Raw genomic sequence first — 21,617 nt, forward strand, 5'->3', positions numbered from 1 at the left:
GCTATCAAAACCTCAAGTTTTATAATTCGCACAATTTATAAGGCAGCTTGCACTTAATCCTTTTGCTTAAATTTAAGTGGAATGAAAATGTAAAACAACAGATAAGATTTTATTAATTCATATTATCTGTTCAGTTCTATTATAATATTTTCAATTCCCTTCCTTAAATCACTACAATTATTATATATTTTTTCAATATCAAGAGAATTTAAAAATTTTTCATCACCCTTTTTATAAAACTTTTTGCTTTTTCCTTTTTTAAAAAGTGCTGCAAGATCGGTGTGTTTAAATTTTTCAGTATTCGAATAATTCTTTTTTAAGGTTTCTGTACATTCTAAATTAATGTATTTGCAGATCCCCTCAATATCATAAAAAAACCAACTTTCAATCATAAATACAGCTTCAATTGCATCAATTTTTTTTATATTCTTAATATTTACTTTTTCTTCTTTAAGTGCTTTTAAAATAGCATCAGCATCAAATTCTGAAGTATCGTTTTTGGATCCTTCTTTATCAATAAAAGCATAAACATATAAATCATATTTTGAATTTGAACTGTCCTTTATAATATGATAAAGATGTTTTGCTATTTCCTTATTTATATTTGTACCAGTTTTTAAATTTTTATATTCTTTAGAAATTGACTTTAAATAGCGCTCTGCAATTTTTTTGTAAAATACATCTTCTGTTTTTCCTTCAAGAAATATATATAAACGCTTTTTTCGTGCTTCTTTAGGATTTTTAATCATCTTCATCCTCCAGTAACTCAAAGATATCACTAAAATTACTGAATGGACCACTAAGCTCCTTAACTAAAGCTTTTTTATTTTTAACTGCTTCTATTTTTGCACCTGTATAATTTTTATTTACTATATAACTTACATTTTCTAATTTAACCATATTAATAAGAACTGGAGAATGTGTAGTTATTATTAATTGGATATTAGAAAATTGAGCGCCTATAAATTCTATTAGTTTCTTTAAAAGCTTAGGATGAATACAATTTTCAAGTTCTTCAATGGCAAGTACAGGATACTTATTTGAAACAAGACAAGTTAAAATATTAAGTACTATTAAAGTACCATCAGAAAGTTGATTAATATTATTTTCATAATCACTTAATGAACCATCATCATTTATATATTGAACTGTAATATATTTAAAAGCTCGACTACCCATTTTAATATCATTGATTTTAATAGATAATTTCAAAATATCCGCTATAATTTCTTCAAAATATTGCTTTTCATCAGAATCTAAAATTTCTTCGATTTTATTTAGAATATCAATAGTTGCAATTCTACCGTTTTTAATTACAGACATAGATTCTCTTTTTTCAAATGAAAATGTATCTCTTATTTCATTTGCTGAACTATATATAACTGGAGTTTTAGCAATAATAAAAACATCACTAATCCCCCTTTGAGCCTCATCTTCTAAACTTTCTTTTATATCACTAATTTTACTTATAAGGGTAAGAAGTGACTCCGTGTTATCTATTTTGCTAATTTTACTGCCTTTTATAACATCTACAGTTGTATCATTTCTTTCAAAAACTGTTTTCATAGAGCCAGTTTTTTTTGTATTTTTACATTTAAGATATTCCTTTATAATATGACCATTAGCCTTATGGAATGCTTCAACTGTTTTTATTTCTAAATAATATATATATTTAAAATACTCTTCGCCTATCTCATCTTGAAACTCTAATTCGAGAGAAATATTTGAGTTTTGCAAAAATGGAGTATAATCTGATGAAATTTTTCCTCTAAGTGACTCTCCACTAAATATCTTTGTCTTAACATCATCACTTCCAGAAATTATATCATCAAGAAAAGAAAATATTTCAAGCAAATTAGATTTTCCACTATTATTTGCACCAATTAAAACATTAAAATTATTCATATTATATGTGCAATCTAAAAGGTTTTTATAACCTTTTACTTTTATATTTGTTATTTTCATAATACACCTCGTTTTTTATATTCATTAATATCATTTATATGTATTATTGCCTTATTTTAATACTAATATACCATTATATAAGCCCCATTACAACATTTTGTATTCTGACTAAACTCTGTTATCAAGTGAAACTTAATTCAGGTGGAGTTTGATCTCCATATGAATCTTAGTTGAACTTATAACCTCAATGGTCACAATGTACCCTCTCCAGGAGCGTGTAGCCGTTATCTCTCACTTGAAGAAGGTTGGGGGGCTTACAGATCTAACTATCGGATAAATTTGAACTACATTAAAATTAGGTTTATAAATTGAAATAAATTCAGTTTATAAACCTAATAATTTCCATATAAATTCAATTTAATATTGAGGTTTTAGCCTTTTTAAATCTATTCTTCTATATAATCTAAAATTAGAGAATTCAATTCTTCTTTAATTTTTCGCCAATTAGGTAAAAATTCATCCATATAACTTATAAAAATCTTATTATGACTTTTTTCTAACAAATGAACCAATTCATGAACTATAATATATTCAAGACACTCTGGATGCTTTTTAACAAGCTGTAGATTAAGCCATATACGCTTATTTTTAATATTACATGTTCCCCAACGGGTTTTCATGTTTCTAACACCCCAATCGCTGGCAGTGACCCCTATAATATTCTGCCACTTTTCTAAAAGACTTGGTATTTCTTCTTTTATATTTTTACGATACCAACTATTAAGTACATTTTCACGTTGCTCTGTGGTACTTGCTTCACGTACTTGGAATGTTAATTTATTACCATTAATTTTCACATCATTATAAACATTAGAATATACTACATCAAGACGATATCTCTTGCCCCAAAGATAAACACTTTCACCTGAAACATATTCACGCTTGCACTGTCTTAGTTGATTTTTATATTTTTCTTGTTGTTTTTTTATCCAACCAATCTTTGTAATAATAAATACTCTAATAGCATCATCATTCATGCTATTTGGAGCTGAAACTCTCACTCTTCCGTTTGGTGGTAATACTGATAAATGTAAATTCTTTATATTCTTCTTTTGTATTTCTAATTCTATATCGTTAATCCTTAAGTTTTTCAATTAATACTCTCCTTGGTTTTCGGCGATTTTAAAAATTTCTTCTATTTTATCTTTATCATCACCAACACATGAATAAATTATTCCTTCTATTCTTCTTGATTTTGCAGGATCTCCCCTCCAACTATCTTGTCTCTCTGCTAATATTTTATAATGTAAATTTTTAGCCAGTTCTTCATTATGATCCAAATTATCATATAAAGCCATTAATGCCTTTGATGTTCTTATATTCTCTGGATAAGTCACATCATTTTCTTGTTTTTGAACTTTTCTGCTAAGATCAACTACTTTTTTAAGATACTCTTCATAACTGATAGATTCTCTTCTTCTTTCTTCTATTAGCTCATTTAATAGCATGGACATTTTTTCAAAGTATTTAGGGTTTGTTTCTGTCTTTTCAATTATCTTTCTTCTTACATTATTCTCAATAGTTTCTGCTGCTGATTCCTTATTCTCTTTTATACCATTAGGCAATTCATCTATAAAATCAACTCCACGCTGAACAATAACATCTATTAATGACATGTCTTCTAATGCAGATACTTTTCTAACTTCATCAGCATTTATATATGTATCAATTAAGTATCTCATATCTGGCTCATGTTTCTTAAGATCAATGTAATCACCACTAGAAACTTTTATTTCATCTCGAAGTTTTATATAATTTTCAACCTCTTTTTTCAGTGCTATAGCTTGTGCTGTATTTCCGTCTTTCATAATTTCTGGTGCTGTTTCTGAATACGCACGTATTAATAAAGATACAAATTTATATAAAGCTACCCTTTTATGTTCATTTTCTTTTAATTCATCTATATCGTCTATGTTAATTCCACAGAAATACCTTTGACGTTCAAGTATTCCTTTTGGCATAGCTATAGGTTCACAAAGAGCAGTTAAGCTTTCCAGTATCTCTTCTAAATCATTCTTAGCTTCACTAAATCTATCTTTAAGTAGTCCTTCTACATCCTTCTTTTCATAATCTTTAAATGCATCTGTAGTATAATCTTTAACCGCTTTTTTAAGACTATTAAATAAATCTCTATAATCTACAATATACCCATAATCCTTATCGTCTCCATCAAGTCTATTAACACGACATATAGCTTGGAATAAGCCATGATCCCTCATTTTCTTATCAATATATAAATAAGTGGCTTTAGGTGCATCAAATCCAGTTAAAAGCTTATCCACAACAATTAGTAATTTCATTTTTGAAGGTTCATTTATAAATTTTTCTTTTACGTCCTTTTCAAATGCTGCTTGTTCTTTACCATTAAGCATCTTTTCATATATAGCATTTTTATATTGCTTCTCTGTTTCACTTTCAATATCAACAGACTCACCTTTAATATCTGAAATACTTTGAGAATAAGAAGTTATAATAGCACACTTTTTAAGTCCAATTTGTTGAAAAATCTCATAGTACCTGCATGCCTCATAAACATTTTTAGCAACAAGCATTGCATTTCCCCTGCCATTTTGCAACCTGACTTTAGTTGAAATATCATGGTAAATATCAACTGCAATTCTATTTAAACGTGATTTGGAGCTAAAAACCTTTTGCATAGTTCCCCATTTTTGTTTTAATTGTGCTTTAGCAACATCTGTTAGCCCTCTTGTTTTAACATCAAACCATTCGTCTATCTTTTCTTGGGATGTAATATCTTGATCTACATCTCTTGACTCATAGCGTAAATCTAAAACTACTTTATCTAAAACAGCTTCATTAAATTTATAAGTATGAATAGGTAACCCAAATATTTCAGTACTTGATTTTTTATCTTTTTGCAAGATAGGAGTACCTGTAAACCCAATAAATATTGCATTAGGCATAATAGCTTTCATTGCTGTATGAAGTTTACCAGATTGTGTTCTGTGACACTCATCAACAAAAACATATAAATCTCCCTTTGGTCTAAAATCTTTTGGTAAACTTTGTTTTAACTCTTCTATATATTTGTCATAATCCTTATCTGAAACTTCTCCGCTATGTTTTCCAAATTTATGAATAAGTGAACAAATTATACTTGGATTAACTTCATTTAAATTGTTAATTAAATCATTACCACTTTTAGTTCTATATATGTCTTCTTCCACGCCTTTATAGACTTTTTCTATTTGCTCATCAAGTTCTGTTCTATCAGTAATCACTAGAATGCGAGAGTCTTTCTTATTTTCCTTAATCCACTTAGTAAGCCATACCATTGTAAGACTTTTCCCAGAACCTTGAGTATGCCAAATAATACCGCCCTCACGTTTCTTTATACGAAGTTGCGCTGCTTTAACTCCAAAATACTGATTTGGACGACAAGCTTTTTTAGTTCCCCTATCAAATACTATAAAATTATGAAGTAATTCAATAAATCTATTTTTTTCACATAAACTAATAATATTTTTATCTAATTTATAATCAACTGTATCACAAAGAGAACGTATCTTTATGGAGGTTTCATCTAATGCCTTAATATCCTCTTTCCAAGAAAGATAATATTTTTCAGCAGTTTCTATAACCCCATAAGAAATTCCTTGACTATCATTACCAGCCATTATAAGACCCATTGTAGAAAAGAACTGCTGAATAAAACGTTCTTTTTGATTATCAATATTTTGACGAATACCTTCGCTTACTGAAACAGTACTTTTCTTAAGTTCCATAACACCAAGAGCAATACCATTTACATATAATACAAGATCAGGACGTTTTACATTACTTCCCTTTACAGTTACTTCCTCGGCAATATAAAAATCATTATTTTCAGGATTATTCCAATCAACAAGCATAACAGTTTTAGGAGATTCCCCAGGATTTTCACGTACCTTAACACCATAACGAAGTTTTGAATAAACTTCTTTATTAATTTCATATAACTCAGGTTGTTGATTCCCTGCAATATTTACAAATTCATTAACTGCCTTATTAATGAGATTAGAAGAATATCCTGCTTTATCAAGATATTTCCTAAGATATTCAACTTCAATATTACTATTTTCCCTATGATAAAAGTTTCCTAAATAGGTATAACCTAATTGATCTTCAAAAAGGTCAATTACCCTCTTTTGTGTTAATATTTCTCTCTCCCCAATTTTCATACTAAATCAATCTCCTTTTCCCAGTAAGAAGTTCTTGCATCATGCCTTGTTTTATATCTTTATATTTATTTAACTTTGCATTTAGTTTTTCTATTTCAGTGTCCATATCTGATAGAATTTGAGCTATGGCTGTTTGTTCATCTAGTGAAGGTTTATTAAACTCTATTGCTTCAATAGTTTTAGCACTTAAACTTGGTACACCAGACGCCTCATTATATTTAGCCCATTCTAACATGCAAAACAGATAGTAAATATACTTAGCATTTACATTTTCATTTAATTTTGTATAAAAAAGAGTATCTATTGTCCAAAAAGGTGTATCCATATATTGCGGAACGTCAATTGTGCCTTTTCTTCCAATTAACACTGATGGTTTATTATACAAATAGCTATTTGTTCTGCCGATTATACCCCCAGTGCCCAATATTGGATATTTACCATTGATATCAACAATATCATGTTGTAGTTTACCATGGCCTATTTTTAAAATATCACCCAGTCTAACTATAAACCATTTTTCACTAAATCCCTCAAGCCTTTTATTCCCTGTAAGCAGCTCCTGCATTGCTCCTTGTTTAATGTTTTTCTTCTTGTAAATTAGCTTTTCAAGTGAAGATATAAGACTGTCAATGTCCGAAAGGACATTCGCTACAACTATTTGTTCTTCTTTATTTTGTGGTATTATAATAGGCAACTTTTTAACTATTTTTCCTGTATAACTCTGTTGTTTTGTTCCCTGACAGTATTTTAACGCCAGATTTTCACCTTGAAATACATAATAATGATATAAGTATTTTGTATCTAATTTATCTGTTGAAAAAATAGCCATACAAGATTGATTAGTTGTAGCTTCTGTACCTAAAATACCACAACTACCTCTTGTTCCTGCCGCTTCTAATCCAGTAATGGCCATTAAAAATGTTCCAGGAGGTAAAATAGTTAAATTTGTTTTGTCTTTTGCATCTTTTGTTATTTTTTCTATGGTATCAAATATTATATTGTAGTTAAGTTCACCACTTGTAACCCACTTTATATCTCCATTAAAATATTCTGGTTTTGCTCTTGATGGAGTTGCTCCACTTGAAAAGCCTGTTGCAACATTTTCCCACTCCGTTACATCCCACTCTTCAGGAATCACCCCAACCTCAGTTTTCTTATATCCCTCAGGTATATTTTCTACCATGCAAATCCCATCCTTTCCAAATGAGATTTCACCTTTGCTTCATATCCTTCTACTTCACTCTCACATTCTAACAATGTAGTTTCGTACCTCTCTGCAAGATCCGTTATAACAGTTGCTAGATTATGAGATACTGCTGAATATATAGCATCAATAATTTCAAAAATATACTTATTCCATTTCAATTCAACTATTATGCGTTTTATTTCTTCAATTGAAAGTTTTTCATACTGTGCTCTAACTTTTTTATTAAGTATTTCCTTAGAATCTTTGATTTTTTTATTATAATCAGATTCTTCATTTAACAATTTTTCATATTGTAGAAGTACTTCAAGTTCATCTGGTCCAGTTTTATCTTTTTTAAGTTCTTTAATTCTTGCTTTTAAATCTGCACTTTTAATTTTTCCATCATTAATAACTTCAGATAATAAGCCATCTTCGCCACTATGCTCTTCAAAGAATTCTTCATAAGTTCTTATAATTTCATCTCTTGTATCTTCTAGTTTTTCTATATCACTTTGTTCTACTTTAAAGTATTCACTTATAATAAGGGTTTTAGGTATAATTCTTCCTTCAAATCCCTTTTCCTTTGGCGTTCCTTTTTTAGGAGTAGTGTATTCTATATCAATTTCTCTTCCAGATTCCCATCCATCATAACAGATTGCATAAACATCATCTTGCATTGTATTTTCCCAATAATTAAGAAGACATTCATATACATCATAGTTATCTATTAAAGATACTTTAGAGAAAATTTCTAATATATTTTCACCAATATCATTTATTAATTGTTTGGGCTTATCTCCATCTTTAAGATTATTTAATTTATCTTTATTTGAAGTTATCCACTTGTTTGCAGCAATATGTACAGTATTTGCATGATTTATAAATTCTTCATGTTCAAATATAATATTCCTTATATCATCTTTTGCTATATTAAGTGTTGAAAATCCATCTCTATCACTTTTTGAAAATAATACATCTTTAAGTGATGGATAAACAGACCAATATTTTTCAAGTTTATTAACATCTAAGTTTGGAATACCACCTTTTAAATGTGCTTCAATACTTTGAAGATCTTCTTGCTCACTACTGTCTATATAACGTGGTATATTTAAATTACAATCATTATCATTTTTTATTTCATCATATGATACTAATCTTGAATACTTAGGAATTTCTAATTGTTTATTAAAAACATCAACTATTTTATGAATATCCTGCTCTCGTAGTCTATTTTTATTTCCATCTTTAATAAATCCCTTGCTTGCATCTATCATAAATATACCTTTTCGCGCAGCAGCATTTTCTTTATCAAGAACTATAATGCAGGCTGGTATCCCTGTTCCATAAAAAAGGTTAGCTGGCAGCCCTATTATTCCCTTTATGTAACCACGTTCAATAATATTCTTTCTGATCGTTGCTTCTGCATTACCTCTAAATAAAACTCCATGTGGAAGAATTATAGCACCTTTACCTGTTCTACTATTCATTGATTTAATTAAATGTAATAACCAAGCATAATCTCCATTTTTCTCAGGTGGAAGACCATAATCTTTAAATCTACCATATAAATCATTATTTGAATCAAATCCAAGTCCCCATGCACTTAGAGAAAATGGTGGATTTGCAACGCAGAAATCAAAGCGTTTAAGTGAATTACTATCTTTATCTCCATCTTTATATAAAGGGTGTGCAAGTGTGTTTTCTCTTGCTATTTTTCCGAGTCCTTTATTATGAATAGCTAAATTCATTTGTGCTAGACCTGCTGTTGGTACATCTTTTTCTTGACCATAGATTGTTATATTTACTGGTGCTTCATCTGCAGCACGAATAAGCAGTGAACCAGAACCACAAGCTGGATCATATAAAGTTTGTGCTGAACTAGTCGCATTAGATATTCCTATAACCTTAGCCATTACTCTTGAAACTTCTGCAGGAGTATAAAATTGTCCTTTACTTTTTCCAGATTCTGTTGCAAATTTTTGCATTAAGAATTCATATGCATCACCTAAAATATCATCTCCACCTGCTCTATTCTTTTTGAAATCAAGTTTTGAATTTTGAAATATACCAATAAGCTCTGTAAGCTTATCTACCATTTCTTTACCCTTACCTATTTTTTCTTCATCATTAAATTGTGCAACATCAATGATACCTTTAAGATTATTAGCTCCAGCTAAAGCTGATATTACTATATCCATTTTCTCACCGATATTAGGATCATTTTTAATATTAATCATATCATCAAAGCTACCACCTTCTGGTATTATGATATCTGCATATCTATCTCCTTTGTATCTGTCCGTTACATACTTAACAAATAATAATGTTAAAATATAATCTTTATAAAGAGAAGCATCCATTCCCCCTCTAAGCTTGTTGCAGCTTTCCCATAATGAACTGTATAATTCACTCTTTTTTATAGCCATTTAAGTACACTCCTTCTTTAGTATGTCTCTATTTACATTTTTTTAATTCTTCAATAAGATATGAACTTGCTTTTCTCTTCTGAAAAAAATCTAATAATACAACTCTTCCTATAGGATTTGGAATAGATTTATTATTTTCCCATCTATTCACTGTAGAAAAACTAACATGAACTTCTTTTGCAAGTTCTTCTTGAGTAATTCCTAGTTCACTTCGTATCATTTTGAGCGCTTCAGATAATTCCATTTTTATCACCTCATATATTTAACAGTATAGCATTTGCTATATTTTTAAACAAATAAATCAACTTTATTTTTCTAGTTGCACGTTTTGTTGCTATTTATTGTATCATTAAACGTAATTATGTTACATCGCTATCTAGTTTTATTGATGAATATCTAGACATTGCTTAATAACCCAGATATGCCTTTCTTAATTTGTAAATAACATACTTCTAAATCCTTTTGCCACTAGAGATACTGAATAGAATATATGAAAAATACCAGATGACTTGTTAAGTAGTTTAGGTTAAAATGTATATTGAATAATTTTATTATATGTTCTGATAAATAAACTACATCTACCTAGTTAACTGTACATATTTTTAATGTAGCAAATTAATTAGAACTTATATACACTAATAATTTTCAAAAGAATACAAGGAGGAACATTTAAAATGAGTTTATATGATGATAAATACTTATCTATAGCTAATGACATATTAGAAAATGGATACTTTGATAACAACAGAACTGGAATGCCAACTTACAAATTGCCCCATCAAATTATGCAATTTAATTTGGAGAAAGAATTTCCTATATTAACAACTAAATTTGTAGCGTTTAAAACTGCTGTTAAAGAACTTTTATGGATTTTTAAAGACCAATCAAATAGCGTAAAAGATCTTCAGGCACAAAACGTTAAGATTTGGGATGAATGGATGATGGATGATGGAACTATTGGAACTTCTTATGGTTGGGTCGTAAAAAAATTTAATCAAATAGATAAATTAATAGATGCTTTAAGAAACAATCCTCAAGATAGAAGAATGATGCTTAATTTATGGCAAATACCATATTTAGATGGTGGCGCTCTTTACCCTTGCTGTTTCCTTACAATGTGGGATGTAACAGATGGTAAACTTAACTGTATGCTTGTGCAAAGAAGCGGAGATTGGCCACTTGGTGTTCCATTTAACACATCACAATATGCTGTGCTAGTTCATTTGCTGGCTCAAGTTACTGGACTTAGACCCGGATTATTTACTCATGTAGTAAATAATGCACATATATATAAAAATCAAGTTGAGGGCATGAAAATTCAGCTAACTAGAAAAAATAATGGTTACAATGCACCAAAACTTTGGATCAATCCTGAAATTAAAGACTTCTATAACTTTACAGCAGATGATATAAAACTTGAAGATTATCAACATCATGAAGCAATCAAAATGGAAGTATCAGTATAACAGAATTCAAAGTAGTTGATGAATGAAATTATATGTATATATTGCAATTTAAATTTTAAATTTAAGCTGCATTTATTCAATAAGCTATGAGTATTTAAGGAGGATTAAAAAATGTTATCAATAATTGTTGCTGTTGCAAAAAACAATGTTATTGGTAAGGATAACACTTTACCTTGGCATATCTCTGAAGATTTAAAGAGATTTAAGAGAATCACTTCTGACAAGAAAATGATTATGGGGAGAAAAGCCTTTGAATCGCTACCTGGAATACTGCCAAATAGAGAACATATAATTATAACTAGAAATAAAGACTTTAGGGTTGATTCTGATATGGTAACAATAGTTCATGATTTAAATTCATTAATTGAAAAGTATTCAAAGTGTGAAGATGAAATTTTTGTAATTGGCGGCGCAGAAATTTATGAACAATTTCTTCCTCATACAAAAAAAATATATTTAACACAAATAGATGAGAATTTTGAAGGTGATACCTATTTTCCTAAAATAAATTATGATGAATTCAATGTAGAATTTACTTCTGAAACATTTACCGATAAAAAAAATGGACTTCATTACACATTTATAGACTTAGAAAGAATTTAGCAATAAATCAGCAGAAGTAATTATCTTTGAGCAAGTTGACTTTTAACATCCTATTATATAGTTAGAATGCTAAAAGTTCCATTCTAAAACTGTTAACTCTTAACTGAATTAAATAGGGGGTTTGTATATGAAATTTATAACTTATAAATATGATAACAAAGAACAAGTGGGGATTCTAAGTAAAAATGAGCAAGGCATTTATCCACTAAAAACTCTTAATGTAAATTATGAAACTATGAATGATTTAATAGAAAACATAACTGATGAAGAAATGAAACTTTTAAAATCAGCCATCGAAAAAGATTCTAAAGAAATCCTTTCTATTAATGATGTTTGTAAAATGGCTCCAATACCAACTCCTAAACAAGATGTTATTTGTTTAGGAATTAATTACATGGCTCATGCAGTTGAATCGGCAAGATATAAGAAAGAAGCCTTTGGTGGAGATAGACCATATGCAGTTTATTTTTCAAAAAGAGTGAATGCTGCAACAGGTGATGGCGACTATATTCCAAGTTACCCAGAAATTGTTGACAGCCTTGATTATGAAGCTGAGCTAGTAGTTATAATAAAAAAAGATGCTAAAAATGTAGCTAAGGAAGATGCATACGACTATGTTTTTGGATATACTATTATGAACGATATCAGTGCAAGAAATCTGCAAACAAGGCATAAACAATGGTACTTTGGAAAAAGCTTAGATGGATTTACACCAATGGGACCTTGTATTGTTACTAAGGATGAATTTATAAATCCACCAGTACTCCAAATATGTTCTAAGGTTAATGGAGAATTGAGACAAAATAGTACAACTGATCTTATGATCACTTCTATAGAAGATGTAATTCATGAACTATCTCAAGGAGTTACATTAAAAGCTGGCACTATCATTGCAATGGGAACTCCTGCTGGTGTAGGCATGGGATTTGAACCACCAAAATTTTTAAAAGCTGGCGACACTGTAGAATGTGAAATCGAAGGCATTGGTTTATTAAAAAATATCATTAAATAATACATAATACTTTATATAAAAAATGATTATAATTATATACTACTAATTATAATCATTTTTTAATATAGACTTTTAAAATCAAGATAATATACGTTTAAAATACATAAACCATATATAAATAAATTTTATTATAAAACAAAAGAAAATGAGGGTATTTCATAAATGAAATGCCCTCACTTTCTTATCCTATTGTATGTCCTATGTTAATCCTATTGAAGAATAACCTAATTAAAGTTCTTGATTATATAATCAAACATCAAAATAAACCATGCACCTCGCTTTGTTATTAGTTCTCCATACGTTACTTCTGCAGTTAGCTCAGACCAGATTGATCCACGGCACATGAAAGAGACCACTTATCGCTGCTTCCTTCCAGACCTGACGAGGTTCATGGGCTTCCATTGCGTGGGACCCAGTCATCAACACCACTTACAAAAGTCAGACTATAGATTGCTAATATCTAAGCGAGGAATTCAATCCTGCTATAGCGGATTGCAGGTTACAGGGCACCGCTGACTCCCCATCTAGCATGGCAATGGTGGAATGTTGAGGGTTTGAACCTCAAGATTTCCGTAAAGGAAAATCTCCGTCCCCATTGGACGCCAAACCATGTTAATCATTGCTCTTATTCTAATTCAAAAATTTTATTTAGCAATATTCATATACATTAATATTTTTGAATTATTCATTCTTTCTAAAAATGCGTATTTGCTAAATGCAATTTTTGATACTTGTTAATAATAACATATAAGAACTTCAAATACAAGGGTATTCTATTTGTCTTTATATTAAATTTCTTCCATATTATTAAGGCTTCAATCATTAATATATTAGTAATTGAATTTTTACTAATTTTTAATATTTTATATATAAAGTTAGTGATTTCTAAGCATCAAATCTAATTAAACATTCCTTTGATACTTAGAAATCTATATATTGATTATATTCTATATTCAATATATTATTGAGACTTTTTTCCCCATATTGCTGTACCACTTTGATTTAATCCAGTATAAACATACGCTTTTTTGTTATTTTCCCAATCCCATGATTCAATTACTTTTACAGTATCAATCCAGTAATCTCCTACAGTTTGCCCTGGTGCATACCAATAAAGCTTCAATGTATTTGGAGCAGTAAATTCCCAGTAATTTTTGCTATCAGAAGTACCTATTTTACCATCAGGTAGCAATTTAATTGAACTTGAAGTAGCTTTTTTCGTTGTACCACGATCTAATACCACACTTTCCCATGTACCTGGTATTACAGTTGAAGCTAGAGTATTTTCTATTTCACCAGTGTAACGTTCTGGCGATACTACTGGCCACCCATCATTAGTCCAAAGAATTTTCCTCACATGAAGATATGCCCAATTAGTATCTGCACCGCCTCTTGCATGGTGAAGCATATACCAATTGTTATTATCTTTTAATATAGAATTATGTCCTGGAGCAACCCATCCGTCCGAATTATTAAAAGAATAACTTCCAAGTATTTTAGTTCCTACTTCTGTTTGAGGATTTAATGTTATGTCAGTTAACTTATTACCATTATAATCAACAAATGGTCCAGTAATACTTTTAGATCTTCCTATTCTTACATTATATGTTCCATTAAGACTGTCATAAGATGTAAATAAGTAATACATTTTTGTATCTGGATTATAAACCATATTAGGACCTTCAACGGCTCTACTAACGTTATTATTTCTGCAGGCAATTAATGTTCCTTCTCCGTAATTTAAAAGTTTGCCAGTATTAGAATCGATTTTATTTACATAAATGCCCCCAAAAAACGAACCATAAACCAACCATGGTTGTCCTGAAACATCAAAAATGATGTTAGGATCAATGGCATTAACATGATTTTTATCAGTACTTTTTGTTTTAAATACTTCTCCCTTATCTGTCCATGGCCCTTTTATAGAATTACTAGTTGCTACACCAATATATGAATCTCTAGTTCCAAATTTTGATGCACAGTAATATAAATAAAATGTATTTCCCATTTTAACTACTTCTGGTGCCCACAAAAGATTTTCTCCAGTCCACTGTTTTGCAGCTTCAGGCATCCCGTTAAAAGCATAGCCAACCCATTCCCAATTAATCAAATCCTTAGATTTTCTTACTTGTATGCCTGGTTTAGCTGTTCCTCCAACCTTATAATCAGTTGAAAACACATAATAATCATTCCCATCCTTATATATTTCTGGGTCATGACCATTCATTGTGTTCCATTTACTTTCATTATTAATATTTGCTGTATCATACATAGTATAATTAGGTGGTGTTACCACTGCTGCATTAGCTGTGCCTAATCCGGTAATTAATAAAGCCGATACAATTAATGATGTAAACTTAGTTTTTCTTGTGTTTAACTTTTTCATAAGAAACCTCCCTATAAAATTTAATTTTTACAAAAAGTTATTAATTAACTTTTTATGTTTACCTTTTAAATATGTTTATAGATTATATTGGTTGATGTTCTTATTACATGACTAAATATTGCAGATTATGTTATTATTACTATTTTTATTTCTTATATATTAAATATTATCATGTAGTTTCTTGTGTGTAAACATTTTCTTTTAAAAGAATATAAAATATTTTATACTTTTTTAAACATAAAATATTTTAAATATCAATTTAATTTTCACAGCATCAAAGTAAATAATAGATAGTTCTGAATCACACGAGCAAAATGAAAATATGTATTAATTTAATTGCAGCACAAAGGACTATGTTTTAAATGCACAACATAGTCCTTACATCATTTTTAATGAGTTCTTACAAATTCTTTGACTTTTTTAATTTAAACTTGGTACATATGTCTATATACATAACCAATAATTTACTTAAACTTATTTAATATACATTTTTCTACAATTTACTTATAATTTCTTTATTAGTCCCTATATTTTTCTTAACCTCACTAGGAACTTAAAACTTCAGAAATCCTTTCGCATTGCTAATTACTCTTCAACAAGAATAATATGTTCCCTTTCCACATCTGCTAAAGCTTTAAAAATCTCAAATAAATTGTCATTATAAACTTCATTTTTATACTTTTCATAATAGCTTACAGCATGCTCTTCTTTTTTCTTTGCTAGTTCTAAAAGAGTATTATCACTATCACATCTTTCATAGCTTACTTTAATTAAATTAGGCGCTTTAGTAAATCCACCTAACCTCTGATGAAGTTTTGAATGAAATATTTCTATTCTTGATAACGCTTGAAATATTTTTTTTATTTCAAGATTATTGCACATACTTGCTGCTGTATTATAAAATTCACCATTAAAAAGTTCTAATTTAACAGCATGATCTAAAATTTTTAAAGCATTCTCACTAAGTAAATTACTTTTTACTGTAATAACTTCACAATCCTCACTTAAATATTCTTTACCTACTCCACAAAATGGGCAATATATAATATTGTCTATAGAATTTTTATTAGTAAAAGCTGATTCATTAAAATTATAATTTTGTTCATTTATTTCCATACCACATATTCTACATTTCAAATAATCCACCACCTTTGATTTTCATATACATTTTAACATATTTTTATATAGTTGATTATCCTAATTTTAATGATTTTATATTTTACTACATTAACTTTTATTTTCTTCACTTCCTATTAATCGCATCTATCATAGTTAATAATAATAGTTTACTTCTAGGAGTGTAACTGTATATGTTTTACTATATCCTGATTTAAATACGATCAGCTTCAAATATATCTCTGATATCACAAATCACTCCAATAATCCACCATGAATGGAATGAAAATTTGACTAGAGTTGCCAATAAGTAAAATTAGTGATAACATTTAGTATATTTTAGACGTCTTTGACCTCTTATGAAAAATGACTGAAAGGAGAAAAAAATGAGTGACAATAATAAATCTCGTAGTTCTATATTTCTTCAAGACTATGCTATAAGCACAATACTTGGAATATCATTTTTAAAATGGACATTTATTGGCACAATTGTTGGTATATTAACTGGAATTGCTGGTACTTTATTTTTAAAAAGTTTAGATTTTGCAACAGATTTAAGAATAAGTAATCCTTGGTTATTATTCCTTTTACCAATGGGAGGTGCTTTTGTTAGCTTCTTATATTCAAATTATGGTAAGAATTCTTCAAAAGGTAATAATTTAATTATAGATAAGATTAATGAAAATGATGATAATATACCATTACGTATGGCTCCTTTAGTTTTTCTAGGTACTTTTATTACTCATTTATTTGGCGGATCTGCGGGAAGAGAAGGTACTGGTGTTCAAATAGGCGCAAGTATATCTGAAGGTATTGGACGTTTATTTAAATTAGATAAAATAGATACTAAAATTATATTAATGTGCGGAATTAGTAGTGGATTTGCTTCTGTTTTTGGTACTCCACTTGCTGGAACCATATTTGGGCTAGAAGTGGCCGCCCTTGGTGCTATGAATTATAGCGGCTTAATCCCATGCTTTACAGCTGCTTTTATAGGAAACTTAGTAACAGAAATTCTTGGAATACATCATTCACATTATGCTATATCCGAAATTCCTAATATTACACCTAGTGCAGTATTAAAAGTCATAATAGCTTCAATTTTATTTGGACTTATAAGTAAATTATTTAGCGAATTAACTCATAAATTAAAAGAAATATTTTCTACTGCCTTTGAAAATACCTCTATTAAAAGCGCTGTAGGTGGAATCATAATAATTATATTAACATATGTATTTGGCACAAAAGATTATTTAGGACTTAGTATACCATTGATTAACGCTTCCTTTACGGACCAAGTAAGTCCTTTCGCATTTTTTAATAAGCTTATACTTACTACTCTTACTTTAGGAACAGGTTTTCAAGGGGGCGAGGTTACTCCTTTATTTGTAATAGGTTCAACCTTTGGAAATGCCTTGTCAAATATTCTTAATATTTCACCCTCCTTTTTAGCATGCTTAGGTCTTATTGGAGTATTTTCTGGTGCAACTAACTCACCAATAACCTCATTTATTTTAGGCATAGAAATGTTTGGCTCTCAAGGTTGTCAATATATGTTTATGGCTTGCACAATAAGCTATTTATTTTCAGGTCATTCAGGAATTTATATATCACAAAAAATCAGTACAAGTAAAAGTAAACTGATTAAAATTCCAAATGATGCTACTCTTTCTCATTACAGAAAAAATAATAATACATAAACTGAAGGGACAAGAATTCATTTTTAATTAATTATGATTTGCCTTATACTGCTTATGATAATTAATTTAATGAAAACTTATCCCTTTATTTTGTTGCGATTTTTTTATTCTTTAAATGAAGTATCTTAATAACTAAAGTAAATATTAACAATAGACTTATTATTAATATTAATTCAATCATAAAAAGTTCTTCCGGCAATGCATTTATTATCGGATCTATCTTAGAATCAAAAATCCAATAGTCATTCCTAAAAAATATTTTATGAAAAAAATAAAATGTTTTTGAGAAATCTATCATTATCATTATAGAAATAGATACAAATATTAATGCTATTATATTTACACTGTTATTAAGATTTTCTATAAGTTTTTTTCCTATCCTTTTATTTTTATTGTTTATAATTTTAAAAATCATTATAATAATAAAAATAACACTGATTATATATAACGCTATAAAAATTCGCTTCACTTCAAAAAAGTGAATTCTCCCAAAGTTACTTATAGGTAAACTATTAAGCACCAATTCTTTGTTAAGTGGATTTTGAACATAAGAAATTACTCTTTTGTAATTATCCATTAAAATATCTTTTGATAATAATGTATACTTTTCTAATTCATATTTATATATTACATATTGATATACTACTGTCGTATTTAAAACACTTAAAACAGCAATTGCAATAATGGAGATTGCATAAAATACATCTCTAAAAAGCCTAAGAATCATCTTTGGAACTTTTAAATAATCATCTTTATATATTCCGCCTTCACTCCTTTATAATTGCCACAAGCATTTTATTTAAATTGTGTTTTTTTCCATAGATATGTTAACTTCAATAGTCATTCCATCTACGCCCATTTGTACACAAACAACCTTATCCGTAGTTGCATTTGCAGTAAATTTTCCATGAACAAGTGTTGGTGTTGATATATTTATATTTATGTTATCATTTGAAAAATTAGTTGCTACATTTGCAGTCAACATATTTGTAAGTTCTGAGATTGCACTTTGAGCTAATTCATCAAATTCAGTTACTGGCATCCCCATCATCATTGTTGATGCAATTTTTTTTGCATCTTCTACACTAACTCCATATATAACATTCCCTCTAATGTCACCAACTATACCTACTATAATGACAACACCTGGGCTTTCTATAAATCTACCCTTTAAGCTTATCCCCTTTTTTTCTACTTTTGTCAGACCTAATTGCGGCATAACATTTGCAAAAGAACTCAAAATTGGATTTATATAATTGACATCCATTCTCCTTCACCTCTTCCAAAGCCTATACTTATTGACAAATCTCCAAATTGAGTTTTGGCATTTGCAGAATAAACAGCTTCTAATTCTGCTTTTGATATATTAATTGATTCACCATGAAATGTAGTTGGAGGTGCAATTCTTAATCCAAATATTTTATTCTTTTTATTCATCATTGAGCATGCATTTCCCGCTGACATATTCGATAGTTCAGACATAACATTAAGAATTTCATCATTATTCTTAGGCTCTCTCTTAAGTAATGCTTTAGCTATATTATTTGCTGTTTCAAATGACATATCAAAAATTGCTCTTCCTGAATATTTTCCTATAATACCCATAACAATTGAAATTCCTTGGCTATGTGCTTCTACATTAACATTACTTTCATCAGCAATTTCCGGAACTGTTTTAGTAAGTTTATTAAAAACATCTAATAATGCTTCTTTAAAAATTGATGAATAGAATCCTTCTAATTCCAAAAATAATTCTTTATCCGCCATAACTCTATTTATTAATAAAGTTAACTCTTCTCCATCAACTGGTTTTTGTGCATATCCAGATACATGAAGCTTTCTAGCCTTTCTTACAATTTCATCATCCATCATAGAACTGACAATTATTACTTTAATATTAGAATCAATTTTGTGTATTTCTTTTGTACATTCAAACCCATCAGTTCCTGGAATTGTCATGTCCATTGTTACTAAATCTGGCTTTGCATTAGTAACTACCTCAATAGTTTCCTCTAGTGAACTTGCTTCACCAACAACATTAAACCCGCTTTCTGTTAGTAAATCTCTTAATAATGCAATTTGAAAAGCTGAATCATCAACTATCACAATATTTACTTTTTTCATAATTCCACCTACCTCTTTATCTATTAAAATATAATTAACTTATATATCTTATGGATACATTATATTAATCATCTCCTCCTCAATAAATGGATATAATACTATTAAAATCTATCTATTTATTATGAAGTTACCCTACTATTATATTTTAAAATTCAACGCTATTCAACAAAATTCAGAATATTATGGCAATGTTTCCTAGGTTAAACCTAATATAATTCCAAACTTTCTTAGTTTAGTACTATTTTATATCCTTCTTAACTATATTACCATATGGAACTTCAATTATATCTAATATAAACATAAATATCGGAATTCCAACAATTAAACCTAAAACTCCTGCAACATGTTCTGATACTATAAGTATACTTAATGTATAAAATATAGGAAGCTTAGTTTTCTCAGACATTAACTTTGGATTTAATATGTATGCTTCAAATGCATGAAGTAATGCAATCATCACAAGCACATATACCACTTGAACCAACCCTCCACTATTAAAAGCAACTATACTTAATGGAACTAAGGATATTATAACTCCTGCCACCGGTATAAGACCAAGTAGCATAACCATCATTCCAAAGCCCAACAAATGAGGGAATCCAATTATGGATAAACCAATAGTAGAAAGTATTCCATTAATTGTCGCTATAACAATTTGAACTTCTATGACTTTACCAAAAGAAGAAAGAAACTTTTTTCCAAAAAATTCAAGTTCGTTATAGATTCCAGCTGCTTTACTTTGTTTGAACTTATATGTAAAATCACTTATCTTATCTTTTTCTAAAAGGAAAAAAATGCTTAAAATTAAAGCTATTATAATATTAATTGCCAATTTACTTATATTGGAGATAGATTGTACTATATAATTTATCCCCTCTGCTGAAAATATATGTGCATAAACCTGATCTAACTTATCCTTTATCATACTAATGATTTCATTATTAGGAGCAGTAGTATATATTTCATGTATCTGTTTAACCACTTGTCTGAACTCATGTGTAACTAATGGTAAAAAGTCTATTATTATTATAAATAACATAGCTGTAACAAATAAGGAAACTGCCACTATCATCACTTTATAATTTAATCTTATTTTTCCCTCAAACTTATTTATTAAAAATTTTGAAACATTATCAATTAAATATGTAAAAACAAAAGTTAAAAGCATTAAGTTAAGCATACCCTTCATTAAATACAAAAATAAAAATATTAATAATAATGTTATAAATCTTTTAAATCCTTGACCTCTTAAAATCCGCATCATATTTGGCATCAATACTACTACTCCCTTGTATATTTTATTTTTTTATTTATATCTAGCTTCAAATCCAAGGTATAAATATCTATATATTCATACTAACAGTTTTACTTTTCTATGTAAATGATTTTACTATATTAAGTAATTCTAATCATTTAATTTAATTTTTTCATAATTAGCTGAATAATACAAAT

General features: G+C 28.8%; 17 protein-coding genes and 1 other RNA gene. 4 read left to right on the top strand and 14 right to left on the bottom strand.

Annotated features, from left to right (window positions below):
* Positions 1-122: 122 nt before the first annotated feature.
* From CLPUN_RS03750 to CLPUN_RS03780, 7 genes are all read right to left on the bottom strand, one after another.
* Positions 123-749, bottom strand: coding sequence for a DUF4276 family protein (locus CLPUN_RS03750; RefSeq protein WP_158078695.1), 627 nt, complete (start codon positions 747-749; stop codon positions 123-125).
* A complete protein-coding gene (locus tag CLPUN_RS03755; RefSeq protein WP_077846039.1) occupies positions 742-1,965 on the bottom strand; it encodes an AAA family ATPase in 1,224 nt (407 codons plus the stop codon). Before CLPUN_RS03755 ends, CLPUN_RS03750 begins: the two co-directional genes overlap by 8 nt.
* Before the next feature lie 386 nt (positions 1,966-2,351).
* Positions 2,352-3,059 (bottom strand): M48 family metallopeptidase, encoded by a 708-nt coding sequence (locus CLPUN_RS03760; protein WP_077846040.1) that lies wholly within the window; start codon positions 3,057-3,059, stop codon positions 2,352-2,354.
* Positions 3,060-6,146, bottom strand: coding sequence for a type I restriction endonuclease subunit R (locus tag CLPUN_RS03765; RefSeq protein ID WP_077846041.1), 3,087 nt, complete (start codon positions 6,144-6,146; stop codon positions 3,060-3,062). It lies immediately after the preceding gene.
* Between the two features lies 1 nt (position 6,147).
* Complete coding sequence (locus tag CLPUN_RS27960; protein WP_198944284.1) at positions 6,148-7,329, bottom strand: restriction endonuclease subunit S; 1,182 nt, start codon at positions 7,327-7,329, stop codon at positions 6,148-6,150.
* On the bottom strand, positions 7,323-9,758 hold the full coding sequence (locus CLPUN_RS03775) for an N-6 DNA methylase (protein ID WP_077846042.1): 2,436 nt from the start codon (positions 9,756-9,758) through the stop codon (positions 7,323-7,325). The genes CLPUN_RS27960 and CLPUN_RS03775 overlap by 7 nt, the downstream gene beginning before the upstream one ends.
* Positions 9,759-9,786: 28 nt before the next feature.
* On the bottom strand, positions 9,787-10,002 hold the full coding sequence (locus tag CLPUN_RS03780) for a helix-turn-helix transcriptional regulator (protein ID WP_077846043.1): 216 nt from the start codon (positions 10,000-10,002) through the stop codon (positions 9,787-9,789).
* A 430-nt stretch (positions 10,003-10,432) separates the two neighbouring features.
* Here CLPUN_RS03780 and CLPUN_RS03785 point away from each other — a divergent pair, with 430 nt between their 5' ends.
* From CLPUN_RS03785 to CLPUN_RS03795, 3 genes are all read left to right on the top strand, one after another.
* A complete protein-coding gene (locus CLPUN_RS03785) occupies positions 10,433-11,224 on the top strand; it encodes a thymidylate synthase (RefSeq protein WP_077846044.1) in 792 nt (263 codons plus the stop codon).
* Between the two features lie 111 nt (positions 11,225-11,335).
* A complete protein-coding gene (locus CLPUN_RS03790; protein WP_077846045.1) occupies positions 11,336-11,827 on the top strand; it encodes a dihydrofolate reductase in 492 nt (163 codons plus the stop codon).
* A 127-nt stretch (positions 11,828-11,954) separates the two neighbouring features.
* Positions 11,955-12,839: a fumarylacetoacetate hydrolase family protein gene (locus tag CLPUN_RS03795; RefSeq protein WP_077846046.1), complete on the top strand. Its 885-nt coding sequence runs from the start codon at positions 11,955-11,957 to the stop codon at positions 12,837-12,839.
* 266 nt (positions 12,840-13,105) lie between these two features.
* Here CLPUN_RS03795 and ffs read toward each other — a convergent pair.
* The 3 genes from ffs to CLPUN_RS03810 form a co-directional block, all read right to left on the bottom strand.
* Positions 13,106-13,372: signal recognition particle sRNA large type (gene ffs / locus CLPUN_RS03800), an RNA gene on the bottom strand.
* Between the two features lie 428 nt (positions 13,373-13,800).
* Entirely contained in the window at positions 13,801-15,225 is a 1,425-nt protein-coding gene (locus tag CLPUN_RS03805; protein WP_077846047.1) for an arabinan endo-1,5-alpha-L-arabinosidase, read from the bottom strand.
* A gap of 585 nt (positions 15,226-15,810) precedes the next feature.
* The gene (locus CLPUN_RS03810) at positions 15,811-16,362 is read right to left on the bottom strand and encodes a ferritin-like domain-containing protein (RefSeq protein WP_077846048.1); all 552 of its coding nucleotides are present in this window, start codon (positions 16,360-16,362) and stop codon (positions 15,811-15,813) included.
* Positions 16,363-16,727: 365 nt separating this feature from the next.
* On the opposite strand from CLPUN_RS03810, the gene CLPUN_RS03815 reads away from it, so the two are divergent.
* Positions 16,728-18,041: a voltage-gated chloride channel family protein gene (locus CLPUN_RS03815; protein WP_077846049.1), complete on the top strand. Its 1,314-nt coding sequence runs from the start codon at positions 16,728-16,730 to the stop codon at positions 18,039-18,041.
* An 85-nt stretch (positions 18,042-18,126) separates the two neighbouring features.
* Here CLPUN_RS03815 and CLPUN_RS03820 read toward each other — a convergent pair whose 3' ends face one another.
* The 4 genes from CLPUN_RS03820 to CLPUN_RS03835 all read right to left on the bottom strand — a co-directional run bounded on the left by CLPUN_RS03820 (position 18,127) and on the right by CLPUN_RS03835 (position 21,438).
* Positions 18,127-18,768, bottom strand: a complete 642-nt coding sequence (locus CLPUN_RS03820) for a TIGR01906 family membrane protein (RefSeq protein ID WP_077846050.1) — start codon at positions 18,766-18,768, stop codon at positions 18,127-18,129.
* 72 nt (positions 18,769-18,840) lie between these two features.
* The gene (locus CLPUN_RS03825; RefSeq protein WP_077846051.1) at positions 18,841-19,308 is read right to left on the bottom strand and encodes a chemotaxis protein CheX; all 468 of its coding nucleotides are present in this window, start codon (positions 19,306-19,308) and stop codon (positions 18,841-18,843) included.
* The gene (locus CLPUN_RS03830) at positions 19,290-20,165 is read right to left on the bottom strand and encodes a response regulator (protein ID WP_077846052.1); all 876 of its coding nucleotides are present in this window, start codon (positions 20,163-20,165) and stop codon (positions 19,290-19,292) included. Before CLPUN_RS03830 ends, CLPUN_RS03825 begins: the two co-directional genes overlap by 19 nt.
* 238 nt (positions 20,166-20,403) lie before the next feature.
* A complete protein-coding gene (locus tag CLPUN_RS03835; RefSeq protein WP_077846053.1) occupies positions 20,404-21,438 on the bottom strand; it encodes an AI-2E family transporter in 1,035 nt (344 codons plus the stop codon).
* Positions 21,439-21,617 lie beyond the last annotated feature (179 nt).

Origin of the sequence: Clostridium puniceum (assembly GCF_002006345.1) — a bacterium.
GTDB lineage: Bacteria > Bacillota > Clostridia > Clostridiales > Clostridiaceae > Clostridium > Clostridium puniceum.